Origin of the sequence: Paenibacillus sp. 2TAB23, from assembly GCF_052115165.1 — a bacterium.
Lineage (GTDB): Bacteria > Bacillota > Bacilli > Paenibacillales > Paenibacillaceae > Pristimantibacillus.
In genome coordinates this window covers 43,788-70,742 of record NZ_JBFRGD010000010.1, presented here as the reverse complement: position 1 = coordinate 70,742, position 26,955 = coordinate 43,788, and the positions used below count along the sequence as shown (strand labels likewise).

Annotated in this window: 21 protein-coding genes and 3 pseudogenes; 9 read left to right on the top strand and 15 right to left on the bottom strand. The window is 47.0% G+C overall.

The features are described from left to right. Positions 1-122 precede the first annotated feature (122 nt). The 3 genes from AB4Z29_RS15855 (at position 123) to AB4Z29_RS15845 (ending at position 1,698) form a co-directional block, all read left to right on the top strand. Positions 123-917: an SDR family oxidoreductase gene (locus AB4Z29_RS15855; RefSeq protein WP_441944003.1), complete on the top strand. Its 795-nt coding sequence runs from the start codon at positions 123-125 to the stop codon at positions 915-917. Positions 918-940: 23 nt separating this feature from the next. Next, entirely contained in the window at positions 941-1,282 is a 342-nt protein-coding gene (locus AB4Z29_RS15850; protein WP_441944002.1) for a nuclear transport factor 2 family protein, read from the top strand. Between the two features lie 269 nt (positions 1,283-1,551). After that, positions 1,552-1,698: a hypothetical protein gene (locus AB4Z29_RS15845; protein ID WP_441944001.1), complete on the top strand. Its 147-nt coding sequence runs from the start codon at positions 1,552-1,554 to the stop codon at positions 1,696-1,698. A gap of 65 nt (positions 1,699-1,763) precedes the next feature. On the opposite strand, the gene AB4Z29_RS15840 is transcribed toward AB4Z29_RS15845, so the two are convergent. The 5 genes from AB4Z29_RS15840 to AB4Z29_RS15820 all read right to left on the bottom strand — a co-directional run bounded on the left by AB4Z29_RS15840 (position 1,764) and on the right by AB4Z29_RS15820 (position 8,312). Then, positions 1,764-2,570 (bottom strand): carbohydrate ABC transporter permease, encoded by an 807-nt coding sequence (locus AB4Z29_RS15840; protein WP_441944000.1) that lies wholly within the window; start codon positions 2,568-2,570, stop codon positions 1,764-1,766. Next, complete coding sequence (locus tag AB4Z29_RS15835; protein WP_441943999.1) at positions 2,567-3,520, bottom strand: carbohydrate ABC transporter permease; 954 nt, start codon at positions 3,518-3,520, stop codon at positions 2,567-2,569. The genes AB4Z29_RS15840 and AB4Z29_RS15835 overlap by 4 nt, the downstream gene beginning before the upstream one ends. 18 nt (positions 3,521-3,538) lie before the next feature. Next, positions 3,539-4,885, bottom strand: coding sequence for an ABC transporter substrate-binding protein (locus tag AB4Z29_RS15830; protein ID WP_441943998.1), 1,347 nt, complete (start codon positions 4,883-4,885; stop codon positions 3,539-3,541). 110 nt (positions 4,886-4,995) lie between these two features. After that, entirely contained in the window at positions 4,996-6,759 is a 1,764-nt protein-coding gene (locus tag AB4Z29_RS15825; protein ID WP_441943997.1) for a cache domain-containing sensor histidine kinase, read from the bottom strand. Continuing rightward, positions 6,756-8,312, bottom strand: a complete 1,557-nt coding sequence (locus AB4Z29_RS15820; RefSeq protein ID WP_441943996.1) for a response regulator transcription factor — start codon at positions 8,310-8,312, stop codon at positions 6,756-6,758. Before AB4Z29_RS15820 ends, AB4Z29_RS15825 begins: the two co-directional genes overlap by 4 nt. Positions 8,313-8,687: 375 nt before the next feature. On the opposite strand from AB4Z29_RS15820, the pseudogene AB4Z29_RS15815 reads away from it, so the two are divergent. Both AB4Z29_RS15815 and AB4Z29_RS15810 read left to right on the top strand, forming a co-directional pair. After that, positions 8,688-8,866: pseudogene (locus AB4Z29_RS15815) on the top strand (IS110 family transposase); the annotation flags it as partial. A gap of 90 nt (positions 8,867-8,956) precedes the next feature. Beyond that, positions 8,957-9,166, top strand: coding sequence for an integrase core domain-containing protein (locus tag AB4Z29_RS15810; RefSeq protein ID WP_441944155.1), 210 nt, complete (start codon positions 8,957-8,959; stop codon positions 9,164-9,166). 407 nt (positions 9,167-9,573) lie between these two features. Here AB4Z29_RS15810 and AB4Z29_RS15805 read toward each other — a convergent pair whose 3' ends face one another. The 3 genes from AB4Z29_RS15805 to AB4Z29_RS15795 form a co-directional block, all read right to left on the bottom strand. Continuing rightward, the gene (locus AB4Z29_RS15805; RefSeq protein WP_441943995.1) at positions 9,574-10,299 is read right to left on the bottom strand and encodes a glycerophosphodiester phosphodiesterase; all 726 of its coding nucleotides are present in this window, start codon (positions 10,297-10,299) and stop codon (positions 9,574-9,576) included. A gap of 118 nt (positions 10,300-10,417) precedes the next feature. After that, positions 10,418-11,248 carry a metallophosphoesterase family protein gene (locus AB4Z29_RS15800; RefSeq protein ID WP_441943994.1) on the bottom strand — a complete coding sequence of 277 codons (831 nt, stop codon included), beginning with the start codon at positions 11,246-11,248 and terminating at the stop codon, positions 10,418-10,420. A gap of 36 nt (positions 11,249-11,284) precedes the next feature. Next, entirely contained in the window at positions 11,285-12,232 is a 948-nt protein-coding gene (locus AB4Z29_RS15795) for a glycoside hydrolase family 43 protein (RefSeq protein ID WP_441943993.1), read from the bottom strand. Positions 12,233-13,026: 794 nt separating this feature from the next. Here AB4Z29_RS15795 and AB4Z29_RS15790 point away from each other — a divergent pair. Continuing rightward, positions 13,027-13,275: pseudogene (locus AB4Z29_RS15790) on the top strand (IS3-like element IS655 family transposase); the annotation flags it as partial. Positions 13,276-13,447: 172 nt separating this feature from the next. Here AB4Z29_RS15790 and AB4Z29_RS15785 read toward each other — a convergent pair. From AB4Z29_RS15785 to AB4Z29_RS15775, 3 genes are all read right to left on the bottom strand, one after another. Next, on the bottom strand, positions 13,448-15,544 hold the full coding sequence (locus AB4Z29_RS15785; protein WP_441943992.1) for a methyl-accepting chemotaxis protein: 2,097 nt from the start codon (positions 15,542-15,544) through the stop codon (positions 13,448-13,450). Positions 15,545-15,751: 207 nt separating this feature from the next. Beyond that, complete coding sequence (locus tag AB4Z29_RS15780; RefSeq protein ID WP_441943991.1) at positions 15,752-16,786, bottom strand: sensor histidine kinase; 1,035 nt, start codon at positions 16,784-16,786, stop codon at positions 15,752-15,754. Continuing rightward, positions 16,783-17,493 carry a response regulator transcription factor gene (locus tag AB4Z29_RS15775; protein WP_441943990.1) on the bottom strand — a complete coding sequence of 237 codons (711 nt, stop codon included), beginning with the start codon at positions 17,491-17,493 and terminating at the stop codon, positions 16,783-16,785. The genes AB4Z29_RS15780 and AB4Z29_RS15775 overlap by 4 nt, the downstream gene beginning before the upstream one ends. A 192-nt stretch (positions 17,494-17,685) precedes the next feature. Between AB4Z29_RS15775 and AB4Z29_RS15770 the strand changes: the two genes are divergently transcribed. Genes AB4Z29_RS15770 through AB4Z29_RS15760 form a run of 3 tightly spaced genes read left to right on the top strand, consistent with a single transcriptional unit; the run spans position 17,686 to position 19,329 of the window. Then, a complete protein-coding gene (locus tag AB4Z29_RS15770; protein WP_441943989.1) occupies positions 17,686-17,940 on the top strand; it encodes a thioredoxin family protein in 255 nt (84 codons plus the stop codon). 25 nt (positions 17,941-17,965) lie between these two features. After that, positions 17,966-18,667, top strand: a complete 702-nt coding sequence (locus AB4Z29_RS15765) for a cytochrome c biogenesis CcdA family protein (protein ID WP_441943988.1) — start codon at positions 17,966-17,968, stop codon at positions 18,665-18,667. A 17-nt stretch (positions 18,668-18,684) separates the two neighbouring features. Beyond that, complete coding sequence (locus AB4Z29_RS15760) at positions 18,685-19,329, top strand: peroxiredoxin-like family protein (protein WP_441943987.1); 645 nt, start codon at positions 18,685-18,687, stop codon at positions 19,327-19,329. A 212-nt stretch (positions 19,330-19,541) separates the two neighbouring features. Here AB4Z29_RS15760 and AB4Z29_RS15755 read toward each other — a convergent pair. The 4 genes and pseudogenes from AB4Z29_RS15755 to AB4Z29_RS15740 all read right to left on the bottom strand — a co-directional run. Then, positions 19,542-19,774 (bottom strand): annotated as a pseudogene (locus AB4Z29_RS15755) (IS5/IS1182 family transposase); the annotation flags it as partial. A 629-nt stretch (positions 19,775-20,403) separates the two neighbouring features. Further along, a complete protein-coding gene (locus AB4Z29_RS15750; RefSeq protein WP_441943986.1) occupies positions 20,404-21,948 on the bottom strand; it encodes a GH35 family beta-galactosidase in 1,545 nt (514 codons plus the stop codon). 143 nt (positions 21,949-22,091) lie between these two features. Next, positions 22,092-24,365, bottom strand: a complete 2,274-nt coding sequence (locus AB4Z29_RS15745) for a beta-glucosidase (protein ID WP_441943985.1) — start codon at positions 24,363-24,365, stop codon at positions 22,092-22,094. Between the two features lie 26 nt (positions 24,366-24,391). Then, entirely contained in the window at positions 24,392-26,914 is a 2,523-nt protein-coding gene (locus tag AB4Z29_RS15740; RefSeq protein ID WP_441943984.1) for a glycoside hydrolase family 3 N-terminal domain-containing protein, read from the bottom strand. Positions 26,915-26,955 lie beyond the last annotated feature (41 nt).

Here is a 26,955-nt window from a genome sequence, read left to right as displayed (position 1 = left end):
AATTGGACGTTATAAAAGGTGCAAGTGTACTATTAGATTTAGCTCCTCTCGAACAACACATCGTGGAGTGATTGTAGATTAAGCATTGAAAACAAACGTGTTCATCACTAGGAGGAATAGAAATGAATAAAGGATTTGAGTTCTCTTCATCAGAATTTGAAGGCAAGAAGGTGCTTGTAACCGGAGGAACGAAAGGAATGGGACAAGCTGTTGTGAAAAAACTCGCCAACAGTGGAGCTACTGTTCTGACAACTGCCCGATCCCTATCTGTAGACTTACCCAATTCGGTAAAATTTGTTCAAGCAGATATTGCTTCACCTGAAGGTGTAGAGCAAGTGATTACAGCAGTGAAAGAACAGCTTGGCGGTATCGATATTATAGTCCATTGTGTAGGCGGTTCAACCACACCTCCCGGAGGCGCTCTTGTATTGAGCGATGAGGATTGGTTTCAGGCATTGAATTGGAATCTGCTCGCCGCTGTTAGGCTCGATCGCGGTTTAATTCCACTCATGTTAGAAAATAAATCAGGCGTTATTCTTCATTTCACCTCAATCCAAAGACGGTTACCACTATATGAAACGACACTAGCTTACGCTTCCGCAAAAGCCGCTCTCGCTAATTATAGCAAAGGATTGTCTAATGAATTTTCTCCCCAGGGAATTCGAATAAATACATTGTCTCCAGGTTTTATCCAGACAGAGGCAGCAGATGCATTGATTGATCGAATCGCTGCGGAGACAGGAAGCAGAGAAAGCGCGCTCGAACAACTTATGTCGTCACTTGGAGGCATACCGATTGGTCGGCCAGGATTCCCAGAAGAAGTGGCTGAGCTGGCTGCATTTTTGGTTTCCGATCGTGCAGCATCCATTACAGGAAGTGAATACGTCATTGATGGTGGAACCATTCCTACCGTCTAACCATTGAAAAAGGAGAGAATATTATGGAATTTCAACAAATCCCATCTGTGATCCACAAATATATATCCGCATCCAACAAGCCTGATCCTGCAGCATTTATAGAATGTTTTTCAGAAGATGCCGTTGTATTGGATGAAGGAAAAAAGCGGTTTGGCAAACATGCGATCAAAAAATGGAGTGATAAATACCATTTCGGGGCAAATGTGACATTGGAGCCAAAGGAAGCAAAAGAAGAAGGCGATAAATTTGTAGTAACATGCCAAATTGATGGAACTTATGACAAAACTGGCTTACCCGATCCCTTATTGTTGAACTATTATTTCGGTATAGTAGATGATAAAATAGTGAGCCTATCCATTTTCTGAAACTGGTATCATTCTGTCATCATGTTATAAAATGCACGAATACCTCTCAGCATAAAATAAAAAGCAGGCCGCCGCAGCGCCTCCTCATCGTGTATGATAAACAACTATCGTTTTTAGTTAGCGTAACGACAGTTTTAACACATCCCTTATCTTTCTGGAGAAAGAACAACGTGAACCCTTCGAACTGACTCCAAAGCGTGAGACAGAATAAAACACCTCCAAGTTGTACGACTATTGTTAAATAGTCGTACACTTGGAGGTGTTTTTGCTTGGGAGCAAGAGTGAGTTACCCCGTAGAGATGAAAATGAAGGCTATTGAAATGAAGTTAGCAGTAGTGCCTGTAATGGATTTGATGGAACAGTTGTATGCTCTCCGCGAGCAGCTGTTGTTGTACCGGTTAAAAATTCTCATTTAGGGAACGTCCCAATTGTGGACTGCCCCCTCATATACGTTGTTATAGCTGGACAATATTTGCCGTCATTAGCCTTTGACCGCTCCAGCGGTTAGGCCTTTCATGAACGTTTTTGAACCAAGAATAAACAGAATTAATACGGGAACCGTCGTCATCGTTAACGCAGCCATCCGTGCCGCGTAATCTGTACGATGTACGATACCCAGATTGGAAATAAATATCGGAAGCGTGTACCACTCAGACTTGTTAATCGTGACGAGCGGCAGCAGATAGTTGTTCCATGACCATAGGAAGACCAAGGTTGCCAAAGTTGCCAAGCCAGGCTTCATAATCGGCAGCACGATGCGGACGAAGATGCCCGGCTCGGAGCAGCCGTCAATTCGTGCGCATTCCAGCAAGTCGCTCGGAATTGAATCGCGCATAAACTGAATCATAAAAAATGCGCCAAACGGGAAAGCCGCCCAAATGAGAATGACTGGCCATAATGTATTCCCGACGCCAAGATGTCTCATTTCGATAATATAACCGATTAATCCGACCTGGGTCGGTACCATCATTGTGATAATAACGAAGATCTGAAGCCATTTGCGCCCGCGAAATTCAAACTTCGCTATCGCATAGCCGATCAGCGTGCTGGTCAATGTCGCCAAAACGACGGATACAATGGATACGATCAAGCTATTTCCATACACTTTCAAGAAGTCGGCCTGCATGACCGTCTTCAGATTTGCTCCCAAATAGTTGCCAGGAAGGATAGGAATTCCTTTAAATAGATCCTCGCTGTAATGGGTTCCCATGACGATCATGATATAGAACGGAAAGAGCGAGAGCAGGGAGATGACAATTAGACAAAACCACATGACTGCTTTCATCATTTGTCCTCCTTAGGCGCTGTCAGCCGATAGCTTAAAATAGAGAATAGTACGATTAGCAAGAACAGCGAGTAAGCAATTGCAGAAGCATAGCCGAAACGAGTGTTGGAAACGAACGATTCGTCCACGAATTTCCAAATAATTGTAAGTGCTGTATTATCAGGACCGCCCACTTGTGCCGAGCCCGACCATCCGCCGTATAGCAGCTTCGGTTCATCAAATAATTGCAATCCGCCAATAACGGAGGTGACGACGAGAAATACGATAATATTTCGCAGCAACGGAATCGTAATTTTACGAAAGGTATGCAGCCCCGTAGACCCGTCTACCTTGGCCGCTTCGTATACGTCTTGTGGGATAACGGTCATGCCAGCCATAAAAATAATCATAAAATACCCAAGATTGCGCCATATGACCATTAGAGCGATAATCGATCTAGAGCCCCACGGGTCCTGAAGCCAGTAGAAGCTTTCTTCCAAGATTCCCGATTTCGTGAGCAGCAAGTTCACGATGCCTGTCTGCCAGTCGAACAAATAGGAGAAAATAAAGCCGATTGCTACTGGCGTCGTAATATACGGCAGTACATTGATAGTTTGGAATAATCGCTTGCTGCGTGTCAGATTGAACGTCCAATATGCCAGAGTAAGTCCTAGAATTAAGGTTAGCGGAATGAACATAGCCATCATTAGCAAGGTGTTCCACAAGGATTTGATGAACAAAGGATCATTCGTCCAAAGCTGTACGTAGTTTTGAAAGCCGACATACGTTTTGGCGCCTATGCCATTCCAGTCATGCAGACTAAGTACGAATGAGTATAAGACTGGATACAATTGAAACGCCGCATACGTCAACACGAATGGCAAGGCGAAAATATAGGGCCACATCCGTGGCCCCCATTTTCGTTTGCTGGATGCGGCGGAAGTGGTCGTTAAGTGTTCCGCATTCACTTTCATCCCTCGTTTTCCTGAAATTTATTTGACGGTCGCGTCAGCTGCTTTATTCTTCGTTTCCTGAATAAATTTCTGGAGCGCAGATTCAGCGGTAACCGACTCGTCCTTCATCCATAACGGGTACAGAGCGTTGAACACGGAGTCCACGACTGAATCGTATTTGGACTGCGCCTCGCCTTTCATATCAGGGATGATCTTCTCTACGAAGTATTTTGCGAGATTCTGTCCGCCAAAGAACTCATCATAAGGCCCCGGAGCATCAATGATTGCTTTCTGGGTTTCGTAGAACGACTTGGAGCTCGTCATGTTGCCGAACGTTTCGAAGTTGAACGCTGAGCCTTCATCGGACAAGTACGCGTACTGGATAAATGTCCAAGCGGCTTCTTTAACTTTGCTGTCCTTGTAAATGCCGATGGCTGTACCGCCACGCGTGAAGCCGCCTTCCGGCGCCTTCACTAGGCCCCATCGGCCTGAGCCGTCGGGATCGTTCGCTGAGATATGCCATTTGGCTCCCCATGGCGCCATAGGATAGAACATGAACTCGCCCTTCGCCATGGAGGCTGACCAGGCCGGTGTCCACAATTCGTTTTTGCCGATAATGCCGGCATCACGCATTTCGAACAGCCTGTTCAAAGGTTTTTGCAGCTTGCTTGTCAAATCGATCTCTTTGTCATTGACATAGGACACGAAATTCTGACCTCTCAAGGCGATAAAGGCATCGCCTAGCCCTGGGAACATCAGCACCTTGCCGTCGCTTTTATCCTTTAACTCTTTGCCTGTGGCAATAAATTCATCCCATGTGGCAATCTTTTTCTCGAGCTCGGTCGGATCATCGGTACCCCAATATTGTGTTGCCAGGTCCCTCCGGTAAGCGAACCCGGCTGGGGTTATCGCTTGATCTACTGCGATGACTTCACCCTTGGAATTGGAGACATAAGGCACGACATAATCTAGAACCGTACTTTTATCGAAGTTATACGGTGCAGCTTCGAGATTGTCGAGCACATCGAGATCGAACAGCTTGCCGCGATAGGCTGACTCCCCCAGAATGATGTCTGGAACATCAGAACCGGAAGCAATGCCGCTCTGCAGCTTTTGCAGGTAATCGTTCGGGTTGACGACAGTTACTTCGACCTTGATGTTCGGATACTTTTTATTGAATTCCGGAATCATGCCCTTCTGGAACGTCTCGTCCCAATCCCAGATCTTAACTGTTGCGCTAAGCTGTGTTGGATCCGTGCTGGTTGAAGTGGGCGAAGCTGTGTTGTTGGTATTGTTGCCGTTGCCGCCGCATGCAGCGAGCAGTCCGGACAACAGAATCAGAGATGCGAAACCGCCTAACCACTTGCTTTTATTTCTGTTATACACGATGGTGAGACCCCCTAAAAATGATTTTGTAAGTGCTTGCATTTATCGTACCTTAAGACCCTGTCACGGGGTAATTACCCAAAACGGCGATTTTGTATAAAATCCGGCGATTACAGCGGCTTACTGTCAGACTCGGTCCAAGGCAGCCGAATTCGGACAAGTGTGCCCTGGCCTAACTGGCTATACACTTCCAGCCGCGCAGAAGCTCCGAAATGCGTATGCATACGTTCTTGAATGTTGGACAACCCTATTCCTCGCGTGCGTTCGGGTTCCTGTCCTTGTCCCACTCGCATCTTCCATCCGTCTTCGGACACCGACATGCCTTGACCATCGTCTTCCACTTCCAAGATAAGCTGTTCGACCTCTCGATAAGCGCGCACGGTGATGGTTCCTGTTTCCCGATCAGACGGGATAATGCCGTGTATGATGGCGTTTTCAACAAGCGGCTGCAGCGCCATCCGGGGAACCGAGCGGCTCAACAGAACCTCGTCCACCTCCCAGACGAGATGAAAGCTTTCGGGATAACGGGTCTGCTGGATGACTGCGTATTTATCGATGATGCGTTTTTCTTCCGACAGTGGAGCACGGACGGCCCCTTCTCCCGTCTTGATCGTATTCTGCAGAATGGAGATAAGCGCCTGAGTTACTTCGGCTGCTTCCCCTCCACGATTGGCATGGGATAAGTAAATGACCGTGTTCAAGGAGTTGTACAAGAAATGCGGATTGATCTGAGCCATCAAGAGATCAATCTGCATTTGCCGTTTCACGGCTTCGTTCCGCACGGAAGTTTCCATCATGTTCCTCAGGTCTTCGACCATCCGATTAAAGCCTGTACCCAGAATTTCCAGCTCGTCCCCGCTGCGGATCTGGACACTCGTATTTAAATCACCGACGGCCACTCGTTTCATCGCGTTAGTCAACCGGATTAACGGCTTCGTCAGGTTGACAATGATGGGCAGCATAACGACGAGCGTCACAATAATACCGGAAATAATGATGATGATATAGAAAAAGAAGACGCGGTTGATTTTCATAAATAGTTTGTTCTTTGACAGCAGAGCGGCCTGCTTCCATCCCTGATTCATTACATCGTCAGTCAGCACGATCCTATTATCGTCCTCCATATACGACAGACCGGAATGCAGAACGTCTGCCATAAAGGAGCGATCCGATTCCGGCAGGGTATCGTTAGCGACGAGCAGCAAGGCGCCTGATTCGGTGAACAGCTCAATCTGCTCGAAATCCTGTGCGCTTTGCATGAAGACGTTCGACAGCTCAGAATAGGCAATATCGATGACAAGATAGCTCTCTACGCTAGAATCTTGTCCGATTGGGCGGTATTTCAGCGCGTAGCTGAACACTTGGCGGTTGCCACTGATGAAGAAGAACGGATGCGGCTCGCTGTAGCCGGCACGTGTATTTTTTATTTTCACAAACCAGTCCTGCTTTAAGTACTCGTGGAAATATTCCTCATACCCGCTGAAATTCGAGTAAATGTCTTGGTCCGGTGAAATAATGACGACGTTCAGGATATAATTGCTTAGTGCCACGAACCGCCTGAGTTTCTCCTGCACCGCTTGCTTGCGAAAATAATCCACCTCAATGTTCTCGCTAGTGGGCATACTGATCAGTTCGGTGATCTCTTCGTCGGATACGATGTACTCCGCTGTCTTCACGACCTGCTCCTGAATTTTCTTCAGTTGGAACGAAATTTGCGCCAGCTTCGTCCGGCTGTCCTTAATCGATTGCTCGCGGATGATATCTTTAGCATAGTCATATATGAAAAAGCCGCTAAGTATAAGCGAAAAAGAGACAACAAGAACGGTGCTGGCGATTATCTTGGTGCGAATTTTCATGCGCATTGCTTGGGTCACCTGCGCTTCTCCATATATTCGAGCGGGGTCATGCCCGCCGCCTTGCGGAACACTTGGCTGAAATATTGCCCGTTGCGGAAACCTACTCGTTCGGCAATCTCGTACACTTTCAGTTTTCCTTCGTCCAGCAGCTTTCTAGCTCTTTCCATGCGAATGTCCGTTAGCTGGTCCAGTACCGTCTTGCCGGTCTCCTCCTTGAACAAGTGGCGCAAGTAGTCTCGGCTAATGCCGAGCTGCTGGGCAATGACATCTGTATTAAGCTCAGGATCGCTATATTGCCTCTCCATTTGCTCCAGCGCTTGGCGAACTTTGCGGGAGATCGCAGGCAGAGCGGTTGACGCTGACTCCATCGCTTTGATCTCTGAGAGAAACCAGTCGCAAATACCCGCTACTGAGGTCCAATCGGCTGCGCTGCCGGGACCTGCTGCCCAGCTCTCTGCCAGCGATGCCAATCCGTATGTAGAACGACAACGGTTCAAGGAGGTGACCAATTGCCGGCACAGATCAGCAAACCCGCTCATATTCTTTGTTTCCACAGACAGCGCGAACAACGCCGCAACTTCTAGGGCAGAATCCTCGTATCGCATGTCTGCCAGCCGTTTTTTTAGTTCTGTTAAGCGATCTTCCCACTCCCAGTGAACAAGTTCCATCTCCTCCTCAGGCTGAAGATCATTTAATCGAAACAACTGACGCGGGCCGTAGAAAATACTTTGGGATAGCCGCTTCAAGGCTTCAGCCAGCTTCCCTGGAACGGCTGTCCGATTCGGTAAGCCGTAAGCTATCGCGATTGACACAGTACGTCCGATTAATTGCTCCAACGTCTGCCGGGCTGCCGCCGCCTTTTCCTCAAGCAATTCCAGCATCTTTCTCTCACCCCTGCTGCTGTTGTCTCCATATATGAGGATAAAATAACCTTCGAGAAAACGGATGGCCGCCAATAAGCTTGAATCTCCGGTCTCGGGCCATTCATTAGGCAATGTAGGATGATTCTTTATTGTGCCGGACAGCAGCGGATAGATTTGATCTGATTCCAACACCAGCAGATGAAGGCGATCGAACGTTTCGCCGCGATCGGCCGTCGCTATTCTCCACTGGGTATCCGATAGGGAGCGCCCGCCTAGCCAATCAATGAGCAGCCTGTCCCGATCGTCGTACCTCAGTCGTCTATCGCTCTCAATTTCTGCCCTTAAACCTCCAAGCTCGCGTTTAAGCGTGTTTGCGTCCATCTCATGCTTAACCCAATAGTTCGACACGCCGAGCTTAAGTGCTTCCTTAGCGTACTCAAATTCCTTGTAAGAGGTGAGCAGCACAATCTTCAATACATTCCCGGATGTTAGCAGATCCTTGCTAAGTGCCAGTCCGTCCCTTCCAGGCATCACAATATCCATGATGACCAAATCCGGGCGATGTTCCCGCGCTAAACGCATGACCTGCGACGATCTGGTCGTCGAGCACACAATCTCGTAGCCTAGCTGCTGCCACGATATGAGATTTTGCATATGTTCAATCGCGAGCACTTCATCATCCACAAGCATCACTTTGACCCACTTCATTCGTCCCCTGCCTCCCTATTTTCAATACTTTAAGGTTACACACACAGAAATCGGCTAACTTTCGCCAAGTATACGACGAAATACTGAATAAAGGACAGAATTATTCTCAGACGGTTAGAACGTAAAAAAAACCACCCATAAGGGCGGTCCGTACTTTAGGATTTGCATAAGAGTGGAGAGTCCTGTCCTGAACTTAAACCAACCACCTTCAGCAGCTTTCTAACCAACTATTTCTTCATAATAGGAATGCTGCCCGTTAGCATTCCTGTAGAGCGTAAATTTTCAGCTTTGCAAAAAACCGAGCGCCTCGGTACGATGGGAGTACGCAACGGGTCTTAGCCCTAAAAATCCCATCATCCAGGAGGACGCTCTACTATGAAGTTTAAATCGCAAGCGAGACAAAATCAATTCATTGAAAAAATTACTGCTCAGCATTTAGTTATCGGGATCGACATCGCCAGCAGATGCATGTTGCGCGCGCTGTAAATTTTCGTGGCTTCATCGGAGACTACTTATCCTTTTCAAATGACGAGGAGGGGTTTCACAATCTCTTGCTATGCTTAATCGTCCATTCAGATCTTGGTGTTCTATATGCCAGCAAGAAATACCAACGTCTCCTGGAAAAACACGATTTCGTATGCAGCATGAGTTGCAAAGGTAATTGCTACGATAACGCCCCAATGGAATCCTTTTGGGAGAAGCTTAAAATGGAATGGCTTAATGATCATAAATTTAAGACTAGAGCTGAAGCTATAAAGGCTGTATTCGAGTATATTGAGCTATTTTACAACCGACGGAGAACACATTCCTCCAACGGGTACATCCCGCCATTACAGCGTTTTGAGGCGGTTTAATATCTAGACTAAAAGTTATAATGAGGTTTTCTTACTGTTTACATAATTAAGGCAAGGTCAGTCATTCCCTCGTTCTTCATGGGAGATAACCTGAATCACAATGGATCGATGCTTCTTCGTATCTAAGGTATGGCCAGGTCTTAGCTTTTCCCGTTTTTCATCATCAAATGAAAATAGTACGTTGGAACCTGATCCCGGTAAATCGGTGATATAGAGCGTGATCACGCGAGCAAGATATTAAGCTGTTACAGTGTAGTTTGTTTGTTGTTTACCAATAAATTGGATTTTTCATCAATGAAGCAGATGACTCCCTGATGCCCACTTGCTCAAAAAAAAGACAACCTTCATCAAAAAAGGTTATCCTTTACACAGTTAAATAGGTTATTCATGTGCTTGTAAACGTCATTTTAAGAAATGTGTAATTCGGGATGTTTGCGATAAAAATCCGCCCAAACCTCCAGATTATCAGTTGTGATCAAAGATGTAGGATAATTCTTTGCAATTGACTCCATATCCTCAATCGTATCAATCGGCCAAGGGCCGGATTCAATGCCGTGCTCAGCAATCATTTCCGCATATTTCGGCGTCATGAATTGTTTGTGCACCCCGAGATACGTACAGCGGATCTCCTTCATATACGGGAAAACGTAAGGCATACTGCCGTTGCAAATCAATCCCAATTCAATATCAGAATCAAGTTCTCTAGTACGTGCTATGGAAAAATGGTCGAAGCCGATGATCCTCGATTGGTCCAATGTATCCGTACGGCGAATAACATCCAGTGCCGCTTCTTCCAGCCCCGGATACCGGTCTCCGGTTTGTTTTAACTCGATAAGCACAGAAATGTTGCCCTTGAGCAATTTCATCGCTTCCTCCAGTGTCGGGATCGTTTCTATCTCCTTTACTCGGAACCTTTTTAGTTCCTCCAACGTATAATCGCGAATCAATCCTTGTCCGTCCGTCATACGGTTAATGGCAAAATCATGCATCAGCACGGGCACGCCGTCCTTGGACAAATGGACGTCCAGTTCCAAGTGTGTAAATGACAAGTCAATAGCCGCTTGAAAGGAAGATAATGTGTTTTCCGGCAATCTCACCGGATAACCCCTATGCGCTACGCCTCTGATTTTCATAGTCTTTTCCTCCGTTATTATGAATTTATGAATAGCATCGGGCTGAGTGAGTAAACGTGCGAATTTGGCAGTTGAGAAATACTAGTATTTCATATAACAAGTAGCACGAAATGTGCCACTAAAACAACATGATATGATCCCGATCCGCATCTTGCCCGCATGCATTTAATGGCCGATGATAAAGAGGTAATTTATCATATAGGATCTGCGCAGCACTTACTATTTCTTCATCCTCGATGGCTACTATTCGGGTACGAACTTCAGACTTATCGATTTCCACGATGCGTATGGAAGGATGACACAAGCCTGCAGCAGTTTGAATAAAGTTCCATTGTTCTTCCCTTACAATGGAGTGCACGTGATTGTGGCCGTTGAAGTAAAAGCAGTTTCCTTGTCTTTTCCGTAAAACTGCTCGCAAATCAATGGTCGGATCAATATGCATCTTCTCATCCAATGACCCGGTTGTCGTGTTATATAGGGGATGATGGGCAAAAACCAACATTGGCTTTGATGGAGAAACGAGCATTTGTGCCTCCAACCATTCCAATTGATCCGCATTAAGATGACCGCTATAATCTTTCGGGTCCATTTCTCTAGTCGTATCCACAAACACGAACAGAGCCTCATTGGTTTCAAATACATCGTTCAATGGTTGATCTATCAAAGATTGAAGTTTAGTTTTAGGTAGTTCATATGCATCGTGATTCCCTAGCACTTGGCGAAATGATATGCCGGAGTTACGAATATACTGATATACGGTTTCGAATTCTTCTTCCGTTCCCATGTGGGTCAAATCACCAAGGGAGATGTGTAAGTCTGCTTCGATTTCCAATAGCTTTTGCAAATATTTTTCATAGAAACTCTCTTTAGCCATTAGCAGTTCTTCATTTCCTTGCACAAATTTGTTATTAAAAAAATGCAAATCCCCAAATAGCGCCAAACGCATCATATTATCTCTCCCCTATCTACCTTTGAGTCGATTGCATTATTCGCCAGAAGGCACATCAATAGGATGATCGACCGGGACCGGAATTCCGAAATCGGGATTACCCTGTTCATCCCATCCGAATTTTTGTACCCTAGTACTTCGATGCGCACTTCCTGCGCCTGACACTGAGATTGCGTGGTAGACTATCCAATCTTCCTTATCATCAGGTGATTTAACGAAACTATTATGTCCAGGCCCGAACACTTTGTTTTCTATGCTCTTTTGGAATACTGGACTTGGGGCTTTTATCCAAGATTTTGGATTCATCAAGTCATCCTGTTCAGAGCACGTCAGCATACCTAGAGAATAGTCATCAGACCAACAAGTGCTAGCCGAGATAACAAGAAATATTTTTCCATTGTTTCTCAAAATTACAGGGCCCTCATTAATCGCCATGCCACCTTGCATTTCCCATGGGTCCGTAGGTTTACTTATCAGGACGTTTTCTCCTTCTAATGTCCAAGGATTAATCATTTTTGCTATATAAATCGCAGACCCATACTCCGGAAAATGGCCATATCCCGCATATAGGAAAAATAAATTGCCCATATGTTCAAATACCGTACCGTCCAAGCCAGCATATTCTGTATTAATAGAACCTTTATCCGTCCAGGTTCCTTCAAAAGGGTCTTCTCCTTCATTTTCAAGGACAAATATTTTACGAGTACTATCCCCGCTTCCGTCATTCGCCGTATAGTATATATACCATTTTTTGTTAATATAGTGAATCTCGGGAGCCCAAAGATTTTTACTTTTGATTCCGGTCTCTTCCGGGATCCAGATTGTCTTTTTGTCACCGTTGGCGATATTCGTTATATTGTCTGATCTCCATAGATCCAGACGATCTCTTCTTGTAACCATAAAATAATAGGTTCCGTCTCCGTGTTTATACATCCAAGGATCGGCGCCATGCAATAGTAATGGATTCACAAAAGTTTTGCCCATACGATTCCCCACTTTCTATACGATTTGAAAGGCATTCTTTGCCGTAATACTGCTCACATGATACTGATTCATCAATTCACCTTCAGACAAGATCCGATTGCCCGGTCGCAAAGTTCCATGCCGAACCTGATTAACGATTATACCTCCACATAACCAGACATTTTCATGGTAATAACCCCCCCCTTTTTGGTACCGTTTTCAATATTGCTAAAAAGATAATCATGCACAATGGATTAGAGACCCCATAAAGGTGTCAAGGACATTCCCACGATGACATTCAAGCTGCAATTATGATCGAACAATGATAAATTACATAGATGGGCCGATAAATACGCAGGGAGCAGTTACTGCAGAAAGAGTTCACACTTTTTGGAGGTAAACATTGAACAATGCCTCCTTTGCCATTTTTTCATTACCGTCCCTCTATATTTGTGTATATTATACTTAGGTTATTTTAAAATTTATATATTAAATTTAGTACATATTATATAAGTTATAATAATGAATATAAACTATTGTCCTATATGAAGAAATTATCGCATATATCGGCATTTTCAATGAATGCCACTCTAACCGCCGTGTATTCCGCGAATGCAAAAAAAGACACCTAACAAGGTGTCTCCTCTGATAAGTTTGGCGGAAGTGGGGATTTCAAACCCCTGTCCGAAGATCACGCCACACAGTCTTCTACGGGTGTAGTCACAACTTTGATGTCACCAAAGCAAACGCGTCGTTGTTAATCCTACTTCTTCGAATTGAAATACTTGGATCGCCTACAGTAAGTAGGACAGATATCTGCTCTTGACCGCTGGATTCAACAAAGCGAGCGGTCAAGTTCGCTTTCCGAGAAAGCCAATCGTACCCCCGAAGATAACGAACTCCATGCTTTACGTAAGGAAAACCAACGAATGAAAATGGAGACTATATTTAAAGCAAGCCGCGCTGATCATGGGACAATAGTTAATGTGATTCGTATTAATGCCCATAAATACTCGGTATCAGCAATGTGCCGCGTCCTACAAATCCCGAGGAGCTCTTATTACGAGCCGGAACTTGCATTTGATAAAGAGGATCCTTTAGGTTTTATTCTTAATGAAATCGTATGCTTTACCGCTACTTGTAATACGGATTCCTCACAATGTCATTGACTGTAAAAAAGAAGAAGCATTTGCCTAGGCAAGTGCTTCTTCTTTTAATTCTTTAATGATCGTTTACTTACTCATACTTAAATTTATCAATACTTTTCTGCATTTCTGCTGACAATGAAGCAAGCTGTTCACTAGCACTGGATATATCCGTCATGGCTACCGTTTGCTCGACCATTGCTGCAGAAACCTCTTCCGTTCCTGCTGCATTTTGCTCCGAGCTGGCTGCCAGATTTTCAATAACGCCGATAATTTCATTTTTCTTAATTTCTATCAGTTTTGAAGATTGATTAATATGAGATACAACTTGCTTCATGTTATCGATGGCCAAAGCAATGCCTTCAACTTGCTCATCTGTATGATGGACACTCTCTGTTTGTGATTGAACCGTCTGCTCAACCTCATGAATCTTTTGCACAGCGTATTCTGTATTTTTTGTAAGATCACGAATAACGATTGCAATCTCTTCTGTAAAAAGGTTGGATTGTTCTGCAAGCTTCCTTATTTCCTGTGCAACCACCGCAAAACCTTTGCCATATTCACCTGCTCTCGCAGACTCGATGGAAGCATTTAAGGCAAGAAGATTCGTTTGCTGTGCAATACTTTTTATCATTTTGGTTGCCTGATCTATTTTCACAGCACTTTCATTTGTGTTGACTATAATAATAGAAGCATCCTTTGCCGCCGAATGGCTAGTTGATGTTTGCTCTATCAAAGCCTGTAACGTTTCCATTACATTATTTTTGATGGAGTCGACTTCTGCTGCAGATGCATTCAAATCATGGATGTTGCTCTGATCATTCGTAATCAAATTACTAATTTCATTGATATGAATAGCTCCTTGTTCCGTTTCCTCAGCTTGTGCGCCGGAGCTGCTAGAAATTTCCTCAATCGTTCGAGCCACTTCATTCGTTGAAGCTGCAGACTGTAAGCTTGCATCCATTAATTCTTTTGAGGATGCGGCCACATGATTCGAGGCTTTAGCGATATCTTGAATTAAATGGACAAGCTTCATCTGCATTTGATCAGTATCTCTCATAATATCCGCTACCTCATCGCCAGCACGCAAGTACTTAGCTGGGATCTCATTCGTGAAATCTCCATCTCCTAGCAGCCTCAAGTGAGATGATGCAAACTTAATGCGTTTGGATATTTTATTGGAAACGTAATAAGCAACGATTATAGAAAGGATCACAACCAGAAACATCACTACAAAAAGGATATTCGTTATTTGTTTAGCGCTTTGAGAGAACTCATCTTTTTTAACATAAACCAAATAATTTAGATTTATAGCTTCGTTCGAGGCTGGTATAACACGCAGAACATAGTTATCGCCATCTTGCAGTTTGGTCTCGAAAGGATCTTTGGGCAGCTGCTCAATATTCTCTAATTGTTTAATTCCAATATCGGCTATATTCGTCGAGATTAATTGCTCATCCTTGGGGTGCGCAATAATATTCCCCAATCCGTCCATAAGAACGATATAGCCTGTGTTCCCGATCTTGCGAGTTTTCAACTTTTGAGATAAGCTCGCCAAATCCATATCGACACTCAATACACCACGAACAGTATTTTGATCATCCTTTATAGCTTTGGCAGCATAAATAACTAGTTTTCCGCTTGATGTCGTATAAGCATCAGAAAAATGGACTTGATCTGGATCCGTCATCGCCAATTTATACCACGATCTTTGCCTCGCATCATAGCCTTCATCACGGTCATTCTCGGGAAATTGGACAAAACCTCCATTTTCTTCCACTCCCAAGCTTGAGGCTAATAACGTAGAATGTGAGCTCACAAAAGATTTGAACGTATGGTAAACCTCTACTTCCAAAGGATCTCCTTCAAGCGGCTTCATGGGGACTTTACCATCAACCCCCTTTAAATCAATATAGCTTGTGATTCTTTTATCCACATTCTTTAACAAAGTAAGGTTGGTAATCATATGTACATTAGATTCTACCTCGGAAAAAAAGCTGTCAATACTGGCATCCGCGTCGCTGAGTTGTGCTTCCATAGACTGAGTAAAATCTCGCTCTGTTTGTTCATTTACTTTGAGTACAACGACCATACTCACAATAAATAATGCGAAGACTGTAACCCCAACAATGGATAAAACCAGTTTGTTGTTAATGCTGTTAAGCTTGCAAACAAAGTACTTATCCACTCCGTAAACAACCTTCATTCATGTTTTGCGTGAACATAGAAGCCCTACTTATATCGACTATAGAGTTGATTGCTGCCCGTTCGTATTATGAGATTAGCCAGTTCTTTCTGGTTGATCCTGCTTTCATTGGCATGGAGTATAAAGATAATTTTGTTTACTTACATAAACGCAACTTTCTTTAATCAATTAAAATGAAATTCCAGCTTCTTAGCCCTGGATCAACGTGACCTTAAACACGCTCCCCGATTCGGAGCTCGACTCCAGTTCAACGGTGCCTTGGAAAATGGCAAGCAAATGGCGGGCAATCGACAGACCTAGACCAGCACCACCATAGCTACGTGCCCGTGACGAGTCCAGCCGGTAGAACCTTTCGAAAACCAACTTCCTTGATGGAGCGGAAATTCCCTTCCCCGTGTCCGAAACCCTAACCACAACCCGTTCATCCTCCTTCGAAACCTCCAGCGTAACGCTCCCGTTAAGCCGATTATACCGGATGGCATTGTCCAACAGATTTCGAAATACCAGGAATAAGAAGCTTTCTTCCCCCTTAACCAAAGCAGCGCAGGGCTCCACCAACAGAAGAGTTACCCCGTATTTGACCGCCATCGGTTTCATGAAAAGAATTGCCTCCGCAAGAATATTGGCAAGCTCCACAACCTTGTCCTTGTTTTGCTCCCGATCATAAGTGCCATCAGCAAGCAGCAATAAATCCTCCGTCAATGACTCTAGTCGCGCAAGCGTCCGCTCTGTTATCGCCCTGTAATCTTTCCATTCACTTGGATCAATGCCATCGCTGTCACCGGCTACTTCAAGATTCGTGCGCAGAATGGAAAGCGGCGTTCGTAATTCATGCGCGGCAGCGGAAACGAAACGGGCCTGTTGTTTAAAAGAATATTCCAGCCCGTCCAACATCGTATTAAAAATCATCCCTAACTTCTTCAATTCGTCATGAAGCTGGTCAATCTCCAGCCGTTGGTGCAGGGTGTCTGCCGTTATTCCAGCAGCGGTTTCGCTCATCCGTTTGACAGGCTTCAGAATAATCACTGCAAGCCACTGCGCGCTGAGAACCATGCCTCCCAATACGACTAGCAAACTTAAGAGTCTCCCCTGCATCTCCGGTATGAACTTGTAAACGGATAACAATGTGTCTATACCCACATAAAGGGAAATCAAAATCCCCAAAAAAAGAATTGCGAACAACGTCAATCTTGCGCGAAGTGAAAAGCGGTTCCAAGACCTCATGTCGATTCCTCTTTCTTTGTATGGATTAGAGCCCACTTATACCCATATCCTTGAACGGTCTGAATATACTCTTCTCCTGCCCCTGGTTTATGAGAGGAAAGTTTTCTGCGCAAAGAATTGATGTGAACCCGAACCGTTGAAGAAAAGGGATCCGCATGGATATCCCAGACATGCTCAAGAAGCCTTTCCGACGAAATAACCTCGCCCGGATGCAGCATCAGGTATTCGAGTAACCCGAATTCTTTTTTCGTCAAAAAGATAGGAACATTCTCGAACCTGACTTCCTTTTTCTTCGAATCGAGGGTAAACGGATCGAACTGCAGGAGGGTGCTTCTCACGGACGAACTCCGTCGAAGGAGTGCCCGAATGCGAGCAAGCAATTCATTAAACATAAACGGTTTACGGAGATAGTCATCCGCACCTGAATCTAGTCCTTCTTCTACTTCGTCCGCATGGCTGCGAGCTGTCAGCATGAGAATAAAAACATCACTATGGTTCGAGGACTGGCGTATTCGTTGACAAAGTGAAATACCATCCAACTCCGGAAGATTGATGTCGAGGAGAATAACATCATACTCATTGGTATCCGCGAGCTCCCACCCTGTTATACCATCATCAGCGATGTCCACTGCATAACCTTCTCTCCTTAAACCCTTGGCTAATGCGTGTGAAAGGTCTTCCTCATCTTCGACAATGAGGATTCGCATATAACCACTCCTTCCTTCCATGACAATGACATTAGAATATCACACATTTTTTCACGAAACTAGAAGAATCATGGCGTCTTTCGGAGCTTTATTGACTTAACAAGGATTTAACAGCCCGGTCTTTATAATAAAAACAAATCTTCCTTATGTACGGAGGATGTTTATCAGAATGGAAAAAAAGGAGGAGTTGTTTTGTTAATCGAGGTTGTTACAGCTGGACCGGGTTGTTCCATCTGTCAAAAAGCGATAAAGGCAGTGAAGCAAGTAGCGACGGAATTTCCGCAAATCGAGTATCGGGAGTTACATGTGGTCGATCAATTTGAACGTCTTCAGGAACTGAACATTTTCAGCGCCGGAGCGATTCTCATTAATGGGAAAGCGGAATTTGCCACTTTGCCTTCACTGCCTAAACTTCGTGAACGTGTGTATGAAAGGTTACATCAATAAATTCACCGGATAGAAGGAGAAACAAATGGAAGATTTATATCATTTTACGATTACAGGCGAAATTTCCGTCTCTACCTACATTCTTGTGTTCATCGTCGGAATCGTAAGCGCGGTGTTAGCATGTTATTTGCCCGTGCTTGCAATGTTTGCGGATTATGTACAAAAAGGAGCCTCCGGCGATAAAAGAAAAGCCATTCGGATCGCTGTCAACTTTATCTTGGGTATGGTTGTCACTTCGGTGTTGATTGGTTTGAGCATTGCGCTGCTCGGCCAACAGTTCCTGCCCTCTGTTGAGAAATATCGCCTACTAACCTGGGTTCCGCCCGTCTTTGACATATTAGCCGGGTTGCAGTTGCTTGGTGTCATTTCATTCGCAATGCCTGCTTTCCAAAAGTCGTTAAACCGACCACAACTCCCGCAAAGCAACTTTGCCGCTTTCAAGCTAGGGATTCCTTATGGACTTGTCATTTCGCCCTGCGCGATTCCCATCTTTTTTGCATTGATTAGTTATATCGCACTTCAGGGAAGCCCCCTGCACGGAGCGTTACTTATGACGACCTATTCGTTAGGGAAAGGCGTGATACTCGTGGTCGTAGCAGTCTTTTCCATTTCCATTCTGAGCAAATTAGCAAGATGGAGTGGTCCTGTTCGAAAAGTTGCTGGCTACCTCTCCATCGCGATCGGCATCCTCTTTCTGCTTATTGGGTTTATGAAGACGAATAATTAATATAAAGGAGAATGACGATGACCTTAAATCAGGAATTAGCGCAAATGAAGAAGGCGTTTGATCCTCATACGCCGCTGGATGCGCAGGCCGCTTTGTCACGGTTAATCCGGGAGCAACAGGAATCTGCTGACCCGTTTGGTCTGCAGATTGGACAGAAAGCCAAGGATTTCACCCTGCAGGATGCACTTGGTCGAGCAGTCAATTTATATGATGAGTTAGCCAAAGGCCCAGTCGTTTTAACTTTTTATCGCGGAGGCTGGTGCCCTTACTGCAGCAGGCAGCTCAAGTCCTATCAGCAAGTGCTGCCTGAGATAGAAAAGCTAGGTGCTCAACTGATCGCGATCAGTCCGCAAAGCCCGGATGCTACACTGTCCCAAACGGAGAAGGATGAGCTGCGCTTCCATGTGCTCAGCGACCGAAACGGATTGGTTGCGACGAAGTACCGTATCCTTTACGACGTGCCRGACTACATACAGGACGTATTTCAGCAGAACATAGGTCTCAATCTAGCGGAATACAACGCCACAAACCGTTGGATTCTGCCGGTGCCCTCGACATTTATGATTGACGAGAGTGGATCCGTCCGTTCCGCATACGTTAATCCGGATTTTATGAATCGGTTTGAGCCAGAAGATATATTATTTGAATTGAGCAAGTTGTAACCACCAGCATTCTCATTTCATAAAACGTATGTTAAATGAGAAAGGCGACATTTTGTTCAATTTTGAACGAAATGTCGCCTTTCCCATTGTTCTCTTTTACTTGTTTACTTCATGATGGTTATGATTCGTTTGAGATTGACCGCGAATATGGCCATAGCACCTTGCATTTGCATGCCAATTAGACCCGGGGAAGATGCTGCATCATACCCGTCGACATCCACATCAGACAAATCAAAAATCGATTTAGTAGTAAGTATTTGAACATACGCATGGGAGGCACTGCATTGTGACCGTTATCGAGGCAATATTTATTCTGTAATTCTTTATGAACAAAAGAAAAATCAACAAGGTCATTAATTTGGCGGAGAATATTATCTTTAGGCCCTACTATATCGTAAATTTCCATATATGGGCTGAGGTTAAGAGATTGTTGGTTTGAAATCATTCGTGACACCACCTGAAATGAATCCAACAAGTATACAGCAACACAGGATACCCTTCTTCCAAAAAAAGGAGGAAAGGCATCCTGTGTTAAAGCATGGACTTTTTCAGTGAGCTTGACGAATACAGGAGCCATCTACTTTCGGCTTAACATTTTTTATTATGTGTCCACTAACGGGGTCACAGTTCACTACAGGCCGCTTATTATCATTTAACCACAAAGGATTACCTTAAATTGTGGAGTTTCCAATCAGTACAACTTGCCTTCCCTTTTTCACTTGCTAATCGATTTGTCTTTTTGATCCACTCAATTTACTTGCAAATTCAACTCTCCGATACCCATCTTTCGAAAACAATGAACGAAGTTCTATTATACTTTCATGATTGGAATAACAAATTCTCTTTCTAGGACCCTACTGCTAATTCCATTTCTTCATCCGAAAACAAGTCAGAATAAAAATAAGAAGCAATTTGCTGTCATATTTAGCATATAGTACTGCCATGATACTATTTTGTCCGATTCTGCGATATTTGTTGATGTAATTACATGATCTTCATCATCGAGAAGTTCAATAATGATCCGTTTTCTGGGAAATGATGTAATTTATATTTGTTTTGGCTTATGCCGGTCCACTATCGGTATTGATACATCTCCACTCGCAATGCGGCAGGATTACTCCCAACTCTCAACTTATAAGCTGCCTCGTCACCATTAAGTACACGGCCTCGTACCCATTCGTCTTTCACAAACGTTCCTTCCTCAATTCGGATAAAACCTACCTTACCCGATTCTCCACGTTTCGGTAAAAACTCAACTGAAAATCCGATCCCCGCCATAATAAATTCATGATCCGAGACCTCTATCACCAGACCTCCGGAAATCGGTTTCCCTTCTTTCGCACGTGTGTAGGTCACTTTCAAATCGTATTTCGATGAGGATAATATGCACCCCTGATCATTATGTTGAAGAAATCCCGTCATTTTGCCTGTTCCGCGGTATTTTTGTATAATTCCCAACATATTTCCTAACAGCTCATAACTGCGTGCAAGATAAGGTCCAGTTCCATTTAGCATAAAAGCGGAAAAATCTATATTAAGAGCCATCATAATGCCAAAATCAATTCCAGCATCGTCATCCGAGGGTGGAGCTAGGAAATCTTCTATGCCGAAAGGCGCAAAACAAAGTGCATTATGCTTACCGAGCGCATAAAATACATTCGTAGCCGATGCAATATCTCTTCTAGCTTCGGGTATGAAAAGAGGGTTATCGTTATTAGCCGTATATTCCTCGCAAACCTCGGCGAAATTGGGCAAATAAATATCCGGCGCATACAAACAAATGGTCGGTGCCGTTGCCTTCCACAACTTCATCACCTTTGCAATCGGCCCCCCGCTCGGGTACGACCCTGGACTCCAAGGAAATTGCTCCAACCAAGCGTTAACAAATAGCGGCAATGGGTAGACTTTGGAACCGGCGCTAGCAATTCGTTCGACGGATCGGGCATAATGATAGGCCATAAAATATTCTGCTGCGTTTTCCGCGAAGGCTTCCTCCCATGTACCGCTAATACCATAAAGGGATTCAACCTCGGCAGGGATAGGAAGATTGAATTCGGCGTTCGCATGTTCGGAATAATCCCGATCACTGCCGAGAAAACCGATTTCATTCTCCACTTGAACCATGATTACAGTATGCTGGTCGCTGTCTACCTTTTTCAAATGATTCATAAGCTGCGAGAAAGCAGTCGCGTCAGCGTCTACCGCACTTACGCACAACGGCGAGATGGTGTCAGACGGTTCATTATTTTTATATACAGCTCGGAAATAGCTTTTAAAGTCCTTTTTAACCCAGTCTGGGACATAACTTGAAATCCCATTCTTCCATAATCCGAACCACAATAGCACCAAACGCACATTCTCTTCGCGAGCTTGTTCGATGATTCCATCTAGCAGTTGAAAGTCGAATTTGCCCTGTTCGGGTTCAATTAATTCCCAATAAATCGGCAAGATGACTGTATTCAGATTTAAGCCTTTGAGATATGGCCATACCTTTTCCTTCATGTAATTCAAATTAGATGAACTGGAATTATGAATTTCGCCGGCTAGTGCGATGTAGGGTTTACCATCCACATAAAGGTTAAAGACTCCATTTTCTTTTACTAATTGTGGGAATGTCATGAATTTTTTCTCCTTTAGTATTTATACGATGAGTTAAGAATGAAATGGCCTTGTCTCACGCGAATAGATTTCTCGTTTGTCTTCTAGTCAACACCTTCCAAAAATTGGCCTTGCGCTCGCCGGTCATACAGGTCAGAAGAGATTTACTCGACTTCTCCGTTCACCTGCGCCAAGATCTCCTCGAGGTGCTCATCCGTCATGGCCCCACCGCTGAACGCGATCAAAGCTCGCAATGGCATGTATTTCATGATCGCCTCCATCATGTCCGACGCATCGCCGGCTCCCTCTCCTCCAGCGACAACCGGATTCCGCTGCTGCAAGATGGTCGCGATGATCGGCCGCGTCACCGGATCCGCGAGCAAATCTCCAACAGTCGAGTTGCGGTTCGCCTTCGACCGGACGGGCGTCGTCGATTCGACGCGAACGGTATCCGATAGGACGATGTCCCGCGAGGACTTCCCGATCAGAATCTCGAACTCGCCCGTTTCGACGCGCCAATCCTTCCGCTCGACATCATAAAAGGCGAACGATCGCTTGTCGAGCCTAATCGTCACGTTCTTCTGCTCGCCCGGCGCAAGCTCCACCTTCGCGAAGCCCTTCAGCTCTTTGACCGGTCGGATCACCTTGCTCTCTACGTCGCGGACGTACAACTGAACGATTTCTTTGCCTGCGCGATTCCCCGTGTTCTTCACCTTCACCTCAACGTCCAGCGTTTCGTCGTCGCGGATCTCCTTCTTCGCGATCGAAAGATCAGAGTAAGCGAATGTCGTGTAGCTGAGGCCATGACCGAAAGGGAACAGTGGCTCGACTTTCTTCGTGTCGTAATATCGGTACCCGACGAAGATTCCCTCCCGGTATTCCACACGGTCCCCTTCGCCGAAATAGAATAGATAGGACGGGTTGTCCTCGAGCCGCTGCGGGAACGTCTCGGCCAGCTTGCCGCACGGGTTCGCGTCCCCGAACAGCAGATCGGCGATCGCGCCGCCGAGCGCTTGGCCGCCCAGGTACGCCTCCAACACCGCCTTCGCGCTTCCGATCCAAGACATCTCCACCGGCGCGCCGTTGCTGAGAACGACGACCAGATTCGGCTGCGCCGCGGCAACCGATTGGATCAGATCGACCTGATTTTCCGGCAGGCGCAGGTGCGTCCGGTCGTACCCTTCCGATTCGTAGCGGTCCGGCAAGCCTGCGAACAGAACGACAACATCAGCTTGCGCCGCGGCACGGACCGCTTCTTCGACCAGCTTTACATCTGAAGCATCAGTATCCAGGTCGTAGCCCTGAGCATAGGAGACCTGTGCCCCGCCACCGGCCGATTTCGCAATCTCTTCCCGGATGTCTTCCAGCTTCGTCGGTTTGATATGCGAGCTTCCGCCGCCCTGATACCTTGGCTTGGCAGCCAGCGCCCCGATGACAGCGATGCTTCCTCCTTTAACCAGCGGAAGAAAGCCGCCTTGGTTCTTCAGCAGCACCATGCTTTCCCGTGCGACAACTCTGGCAAGCCGATGATGTACCTCGGGATCGTAACTGGCGTTCGGCTTCTTGCTGTCCACTGCTTTGAAAATAATCCGAAGAATCCGCTCAACTGACCTGTCCAGCTTCTCCTCAGGCAACTTCCCTGCACGAAAGGCTTCGACGATCTTACGGTCGCCCCCGCCGCTCGGCGGCATCTCAAGCTCGAGACCAGCGGAGAGGCCGTCCGCCCGCTCATTGACGGCCCCCCAGTCGGACACGACGAAACCCTCGTGCCCCCATTCATTCTTCAGAATGTCCGTCAGCAAATAGTCGTTCTCGGAAGCGAACGTCCCGTTCACTTTGTTGTAGGCACACATAACCGTCCACGGCTGCGACTTCTTGACGGCTCCCTCGAAGCTCGCAAGGTAAATCTCGCGCAGCGTCCGCTCGTCTATGACGGAATCGGACGTCATACGGCGATGCTCCTGGTTGTTGGCGGCGAAGTGCTTCAGCGACGTGCCGACGCCCTGGCTTTGTACCCCGCGGATATGCTGCGCAGCCATCTCGGAGGACAGGAACGGATCCTCCGAGAAGTATTCGAAGTTCCTTCCGCACAACGGCGAACGCTTGATATTCGCACCCGGCCCCAGCAGGACAGCCACGTCCTCGGCCTGGCACTCCTCGCCGAGCGCTTGGCCCATCTTCTCGATTAGCTCGCGGTCCCAAGAGCTGGCCACGCCGGCCGCGGAAGGGAAGCAGGTCGCCGGCACGCTATCGAGAAAGCCGAGGTGGTCTGCGCCTTCCTTCTGCTTGCGCAGGCCATGTGGACCGTCGGTCACCATGATCGACGGGATGCCGAGCCTCTCAATCCCTTTGAGCCTCCAGAAGTCTTGCCCGGAGCACATGCCGGCTTTCTCCTCCAGCGTCATTAGTGAAATTAATTTCTTCAAGTCGCGTTCCATTTCTTATCCTCCCCGTTATTTCGATATCAGCGTTCCAGCAGCTGGAACGCCGCTTCTTTTACGTCCCTTGAGTTCGGTCCGACGAACAGCCGGAACGCCCCCACCTCCGCGCGGAAGCTGCGGTCCGGCAGGTAGTACTTGAGATTCTCTTCCGTGATGGTGAACGTGACATCGCGGCTTTCCCCCGGCTCCAATTGTGTTTTCCGGAAGCCCTTCAACTCCTTGACCGGCCGCACGACGCTGCCGTGCACATCCTGAATGTACATCTGGACGGTCTCTTCTCCCGCGCGATTGCCGGCGTTGGTTACGGTGACGCTCGCGATCAGCTCGCCGGAACGTGTCAGCTCAGCCTTATCCAGACGAAGCTCCGAATACTCGAACGTCGTATAGCTGAGTCCATAGCCGAACGGATATAGAGGCTCGTTCGGATAATCCAAGTATTTGGAAATAAATTTGATGTGCTTGTTCTCCGGCGTGACCGGACGTCCAGTGTTGAAATGGTTGTAATAAATCGGCACCTGGCCCGCATGCTGGGGGAAGCTCATCGTCAGCTTGCCGGTAGGGTTGTAGTCGCCGAACAGCACATCGGCGATCGCATGGCCGGCCTGCGAGCCTAAGAACCACGTTTCCACGATCGCGCCCACGTTCCGCTCATACCAATCGAGCACGAGCGGGCGGCCGTTCACGAGCAAGAGCACCGTCGGCTTGCCCAACTTGACGATCTCCTGCGCCAGCCGCTGCTGAACCTCGGGCAACTCAATGTTCGCCCGTGACGCGGCTTCGCCCGACATGTTGCTGTCCTCGCCTAGAGCCAGTATGACGACATCCGCCTCCTTCGCGCAGGCGATCGCCCGCTCGAACCCGCCTTCGATTTCTCCGTCGACTCCGCAGCCCGCGGTAACGAGAAGACGGTCCCGATTCAATCCTTTCTCGGCAATCCCTTCCTTCACGGTGACCGTCTCGATGCCGTATCGGGAGAACTGCCAGGGGCCAAGCAGATCTTTGTTGTCCGCGAACGGTCCGATTAGCGCGACTTTTTGTCCGCCGTTCGCAAGCGGCAGCACACCGTCGTTCTTGAGCAGGACGACCGACTTGCGGGCGAGGTCTCGGCTCGCTCCCAGGTGCACCGCGCTGAAGTGGTACTCAATCTCTTTCTCCGGCTGCACGTACCGGAACGGATCGTCCATGATGCCGATCTTATACTTGTAAGTCAGAATGCGCCGAACCGCTTCATCCAGCTGCTCTTCCTTCACAAGACCATTATCAATCAACCCGGGCAGATGCTTCGCGTACAATCGCGTCACCATCTCGATGTCCATTGTCGCGCTCATGGCCAGCTTGGACGCTTCTTCCGTGTCTTGGGCCGCGCCGTGGATAGAGATTTCCTCGATCGCCCCGTAATCAGATATCAATATTCCGTCAAAGCCGAGTTCGTCCCGCAGCAGGTCTTTCAACAGCTCGGAGCTTCCCGCGACCGGAACGCCTTGATAGACGTTGAATGCGTTCATGACCGAGCCGGCTCCCGCATCAATTCCCGCCTTGAACGGCGGCAAGTAGACGTTCCGCAGCGTTCCCTCGGAGATGTCGACCGTGTTGTAATCCCGCCCGCCTTCCGCTGCGCCATAGGCGATAAAATGCTTCAGGCAGGCGATAATCGTCTCGTGGTCGAACAGACTGTCTCCTTGGAAGCCTTCCACCTGGGCTTTCGCGATCAGCGCGCCCAAGTAAGGATCCTCGCCCGCTCCTTCGACAACGCGACCCCAGCGGGGATCCCGCGAGATATCGACCATCGGGCCGTGGTTGTACGTCGTTCCGGAAGCCGACGCTTCCTTGGCCGCGATGGCGCAAGCTTTTTTGATCGCTTCCAAGTCCCAGCTGCACGACCAGGCGAGCGGCACGGGAAAAATCGTCTGGTAGCCGTGGATGACGTCTACGTTGAACAGGAGCGGAATACCGTGCGGCGACTGCTCGATGGCGATTTTCTGCAGCTCGAACACCCGCTTACTGTCGAAGGCGCCGAGAATTGATCCAGCTTTCCCTTCCGCCACCATTTTCTCCGGAGGCTCGGACTCTACGTCCGCGCCGAAGGAGAAGTCGGACGCCCCGATCTGGCTCATCTGGCCAATCTTGTCCACGATGGACATCCGTGCTAGCAAACGGTCTACTTCCCTGCGAATGTCCTCGTCCGACCGCGGCTTTACGTCCGATTTCCGGTACGGCGCCACAAGAGGGATGAGCTCCTCCGCTAAGGACCCGCCACGCCCCCTCTCTCCGCTTACTTGCTGCTCTCCCGCAAACGGCATCGTGACCGTGCCGCGGAACGTTTCTCCCTCGAATTCAAGCGAGACGTTCACAGGATCGCTTGAAAAAAAAGTAAATCCAGACGCCTTCAGGCGGCTACCTTCGACGACCGCGTCCATTGGCTGGATGAAGGATGGAGTCGGCTCCGTATTTAAGGTCAGCCTGTACCCTTCATTCTCCTCCACCGAAAAAATGATTTTCACTGTTGACCCGTGCAGCTTAAGTCTCGCGTTCCAAATCCCGATCATCAATCACTACTCCTCGATTAGGTCTACTTGCCTTGAACAAC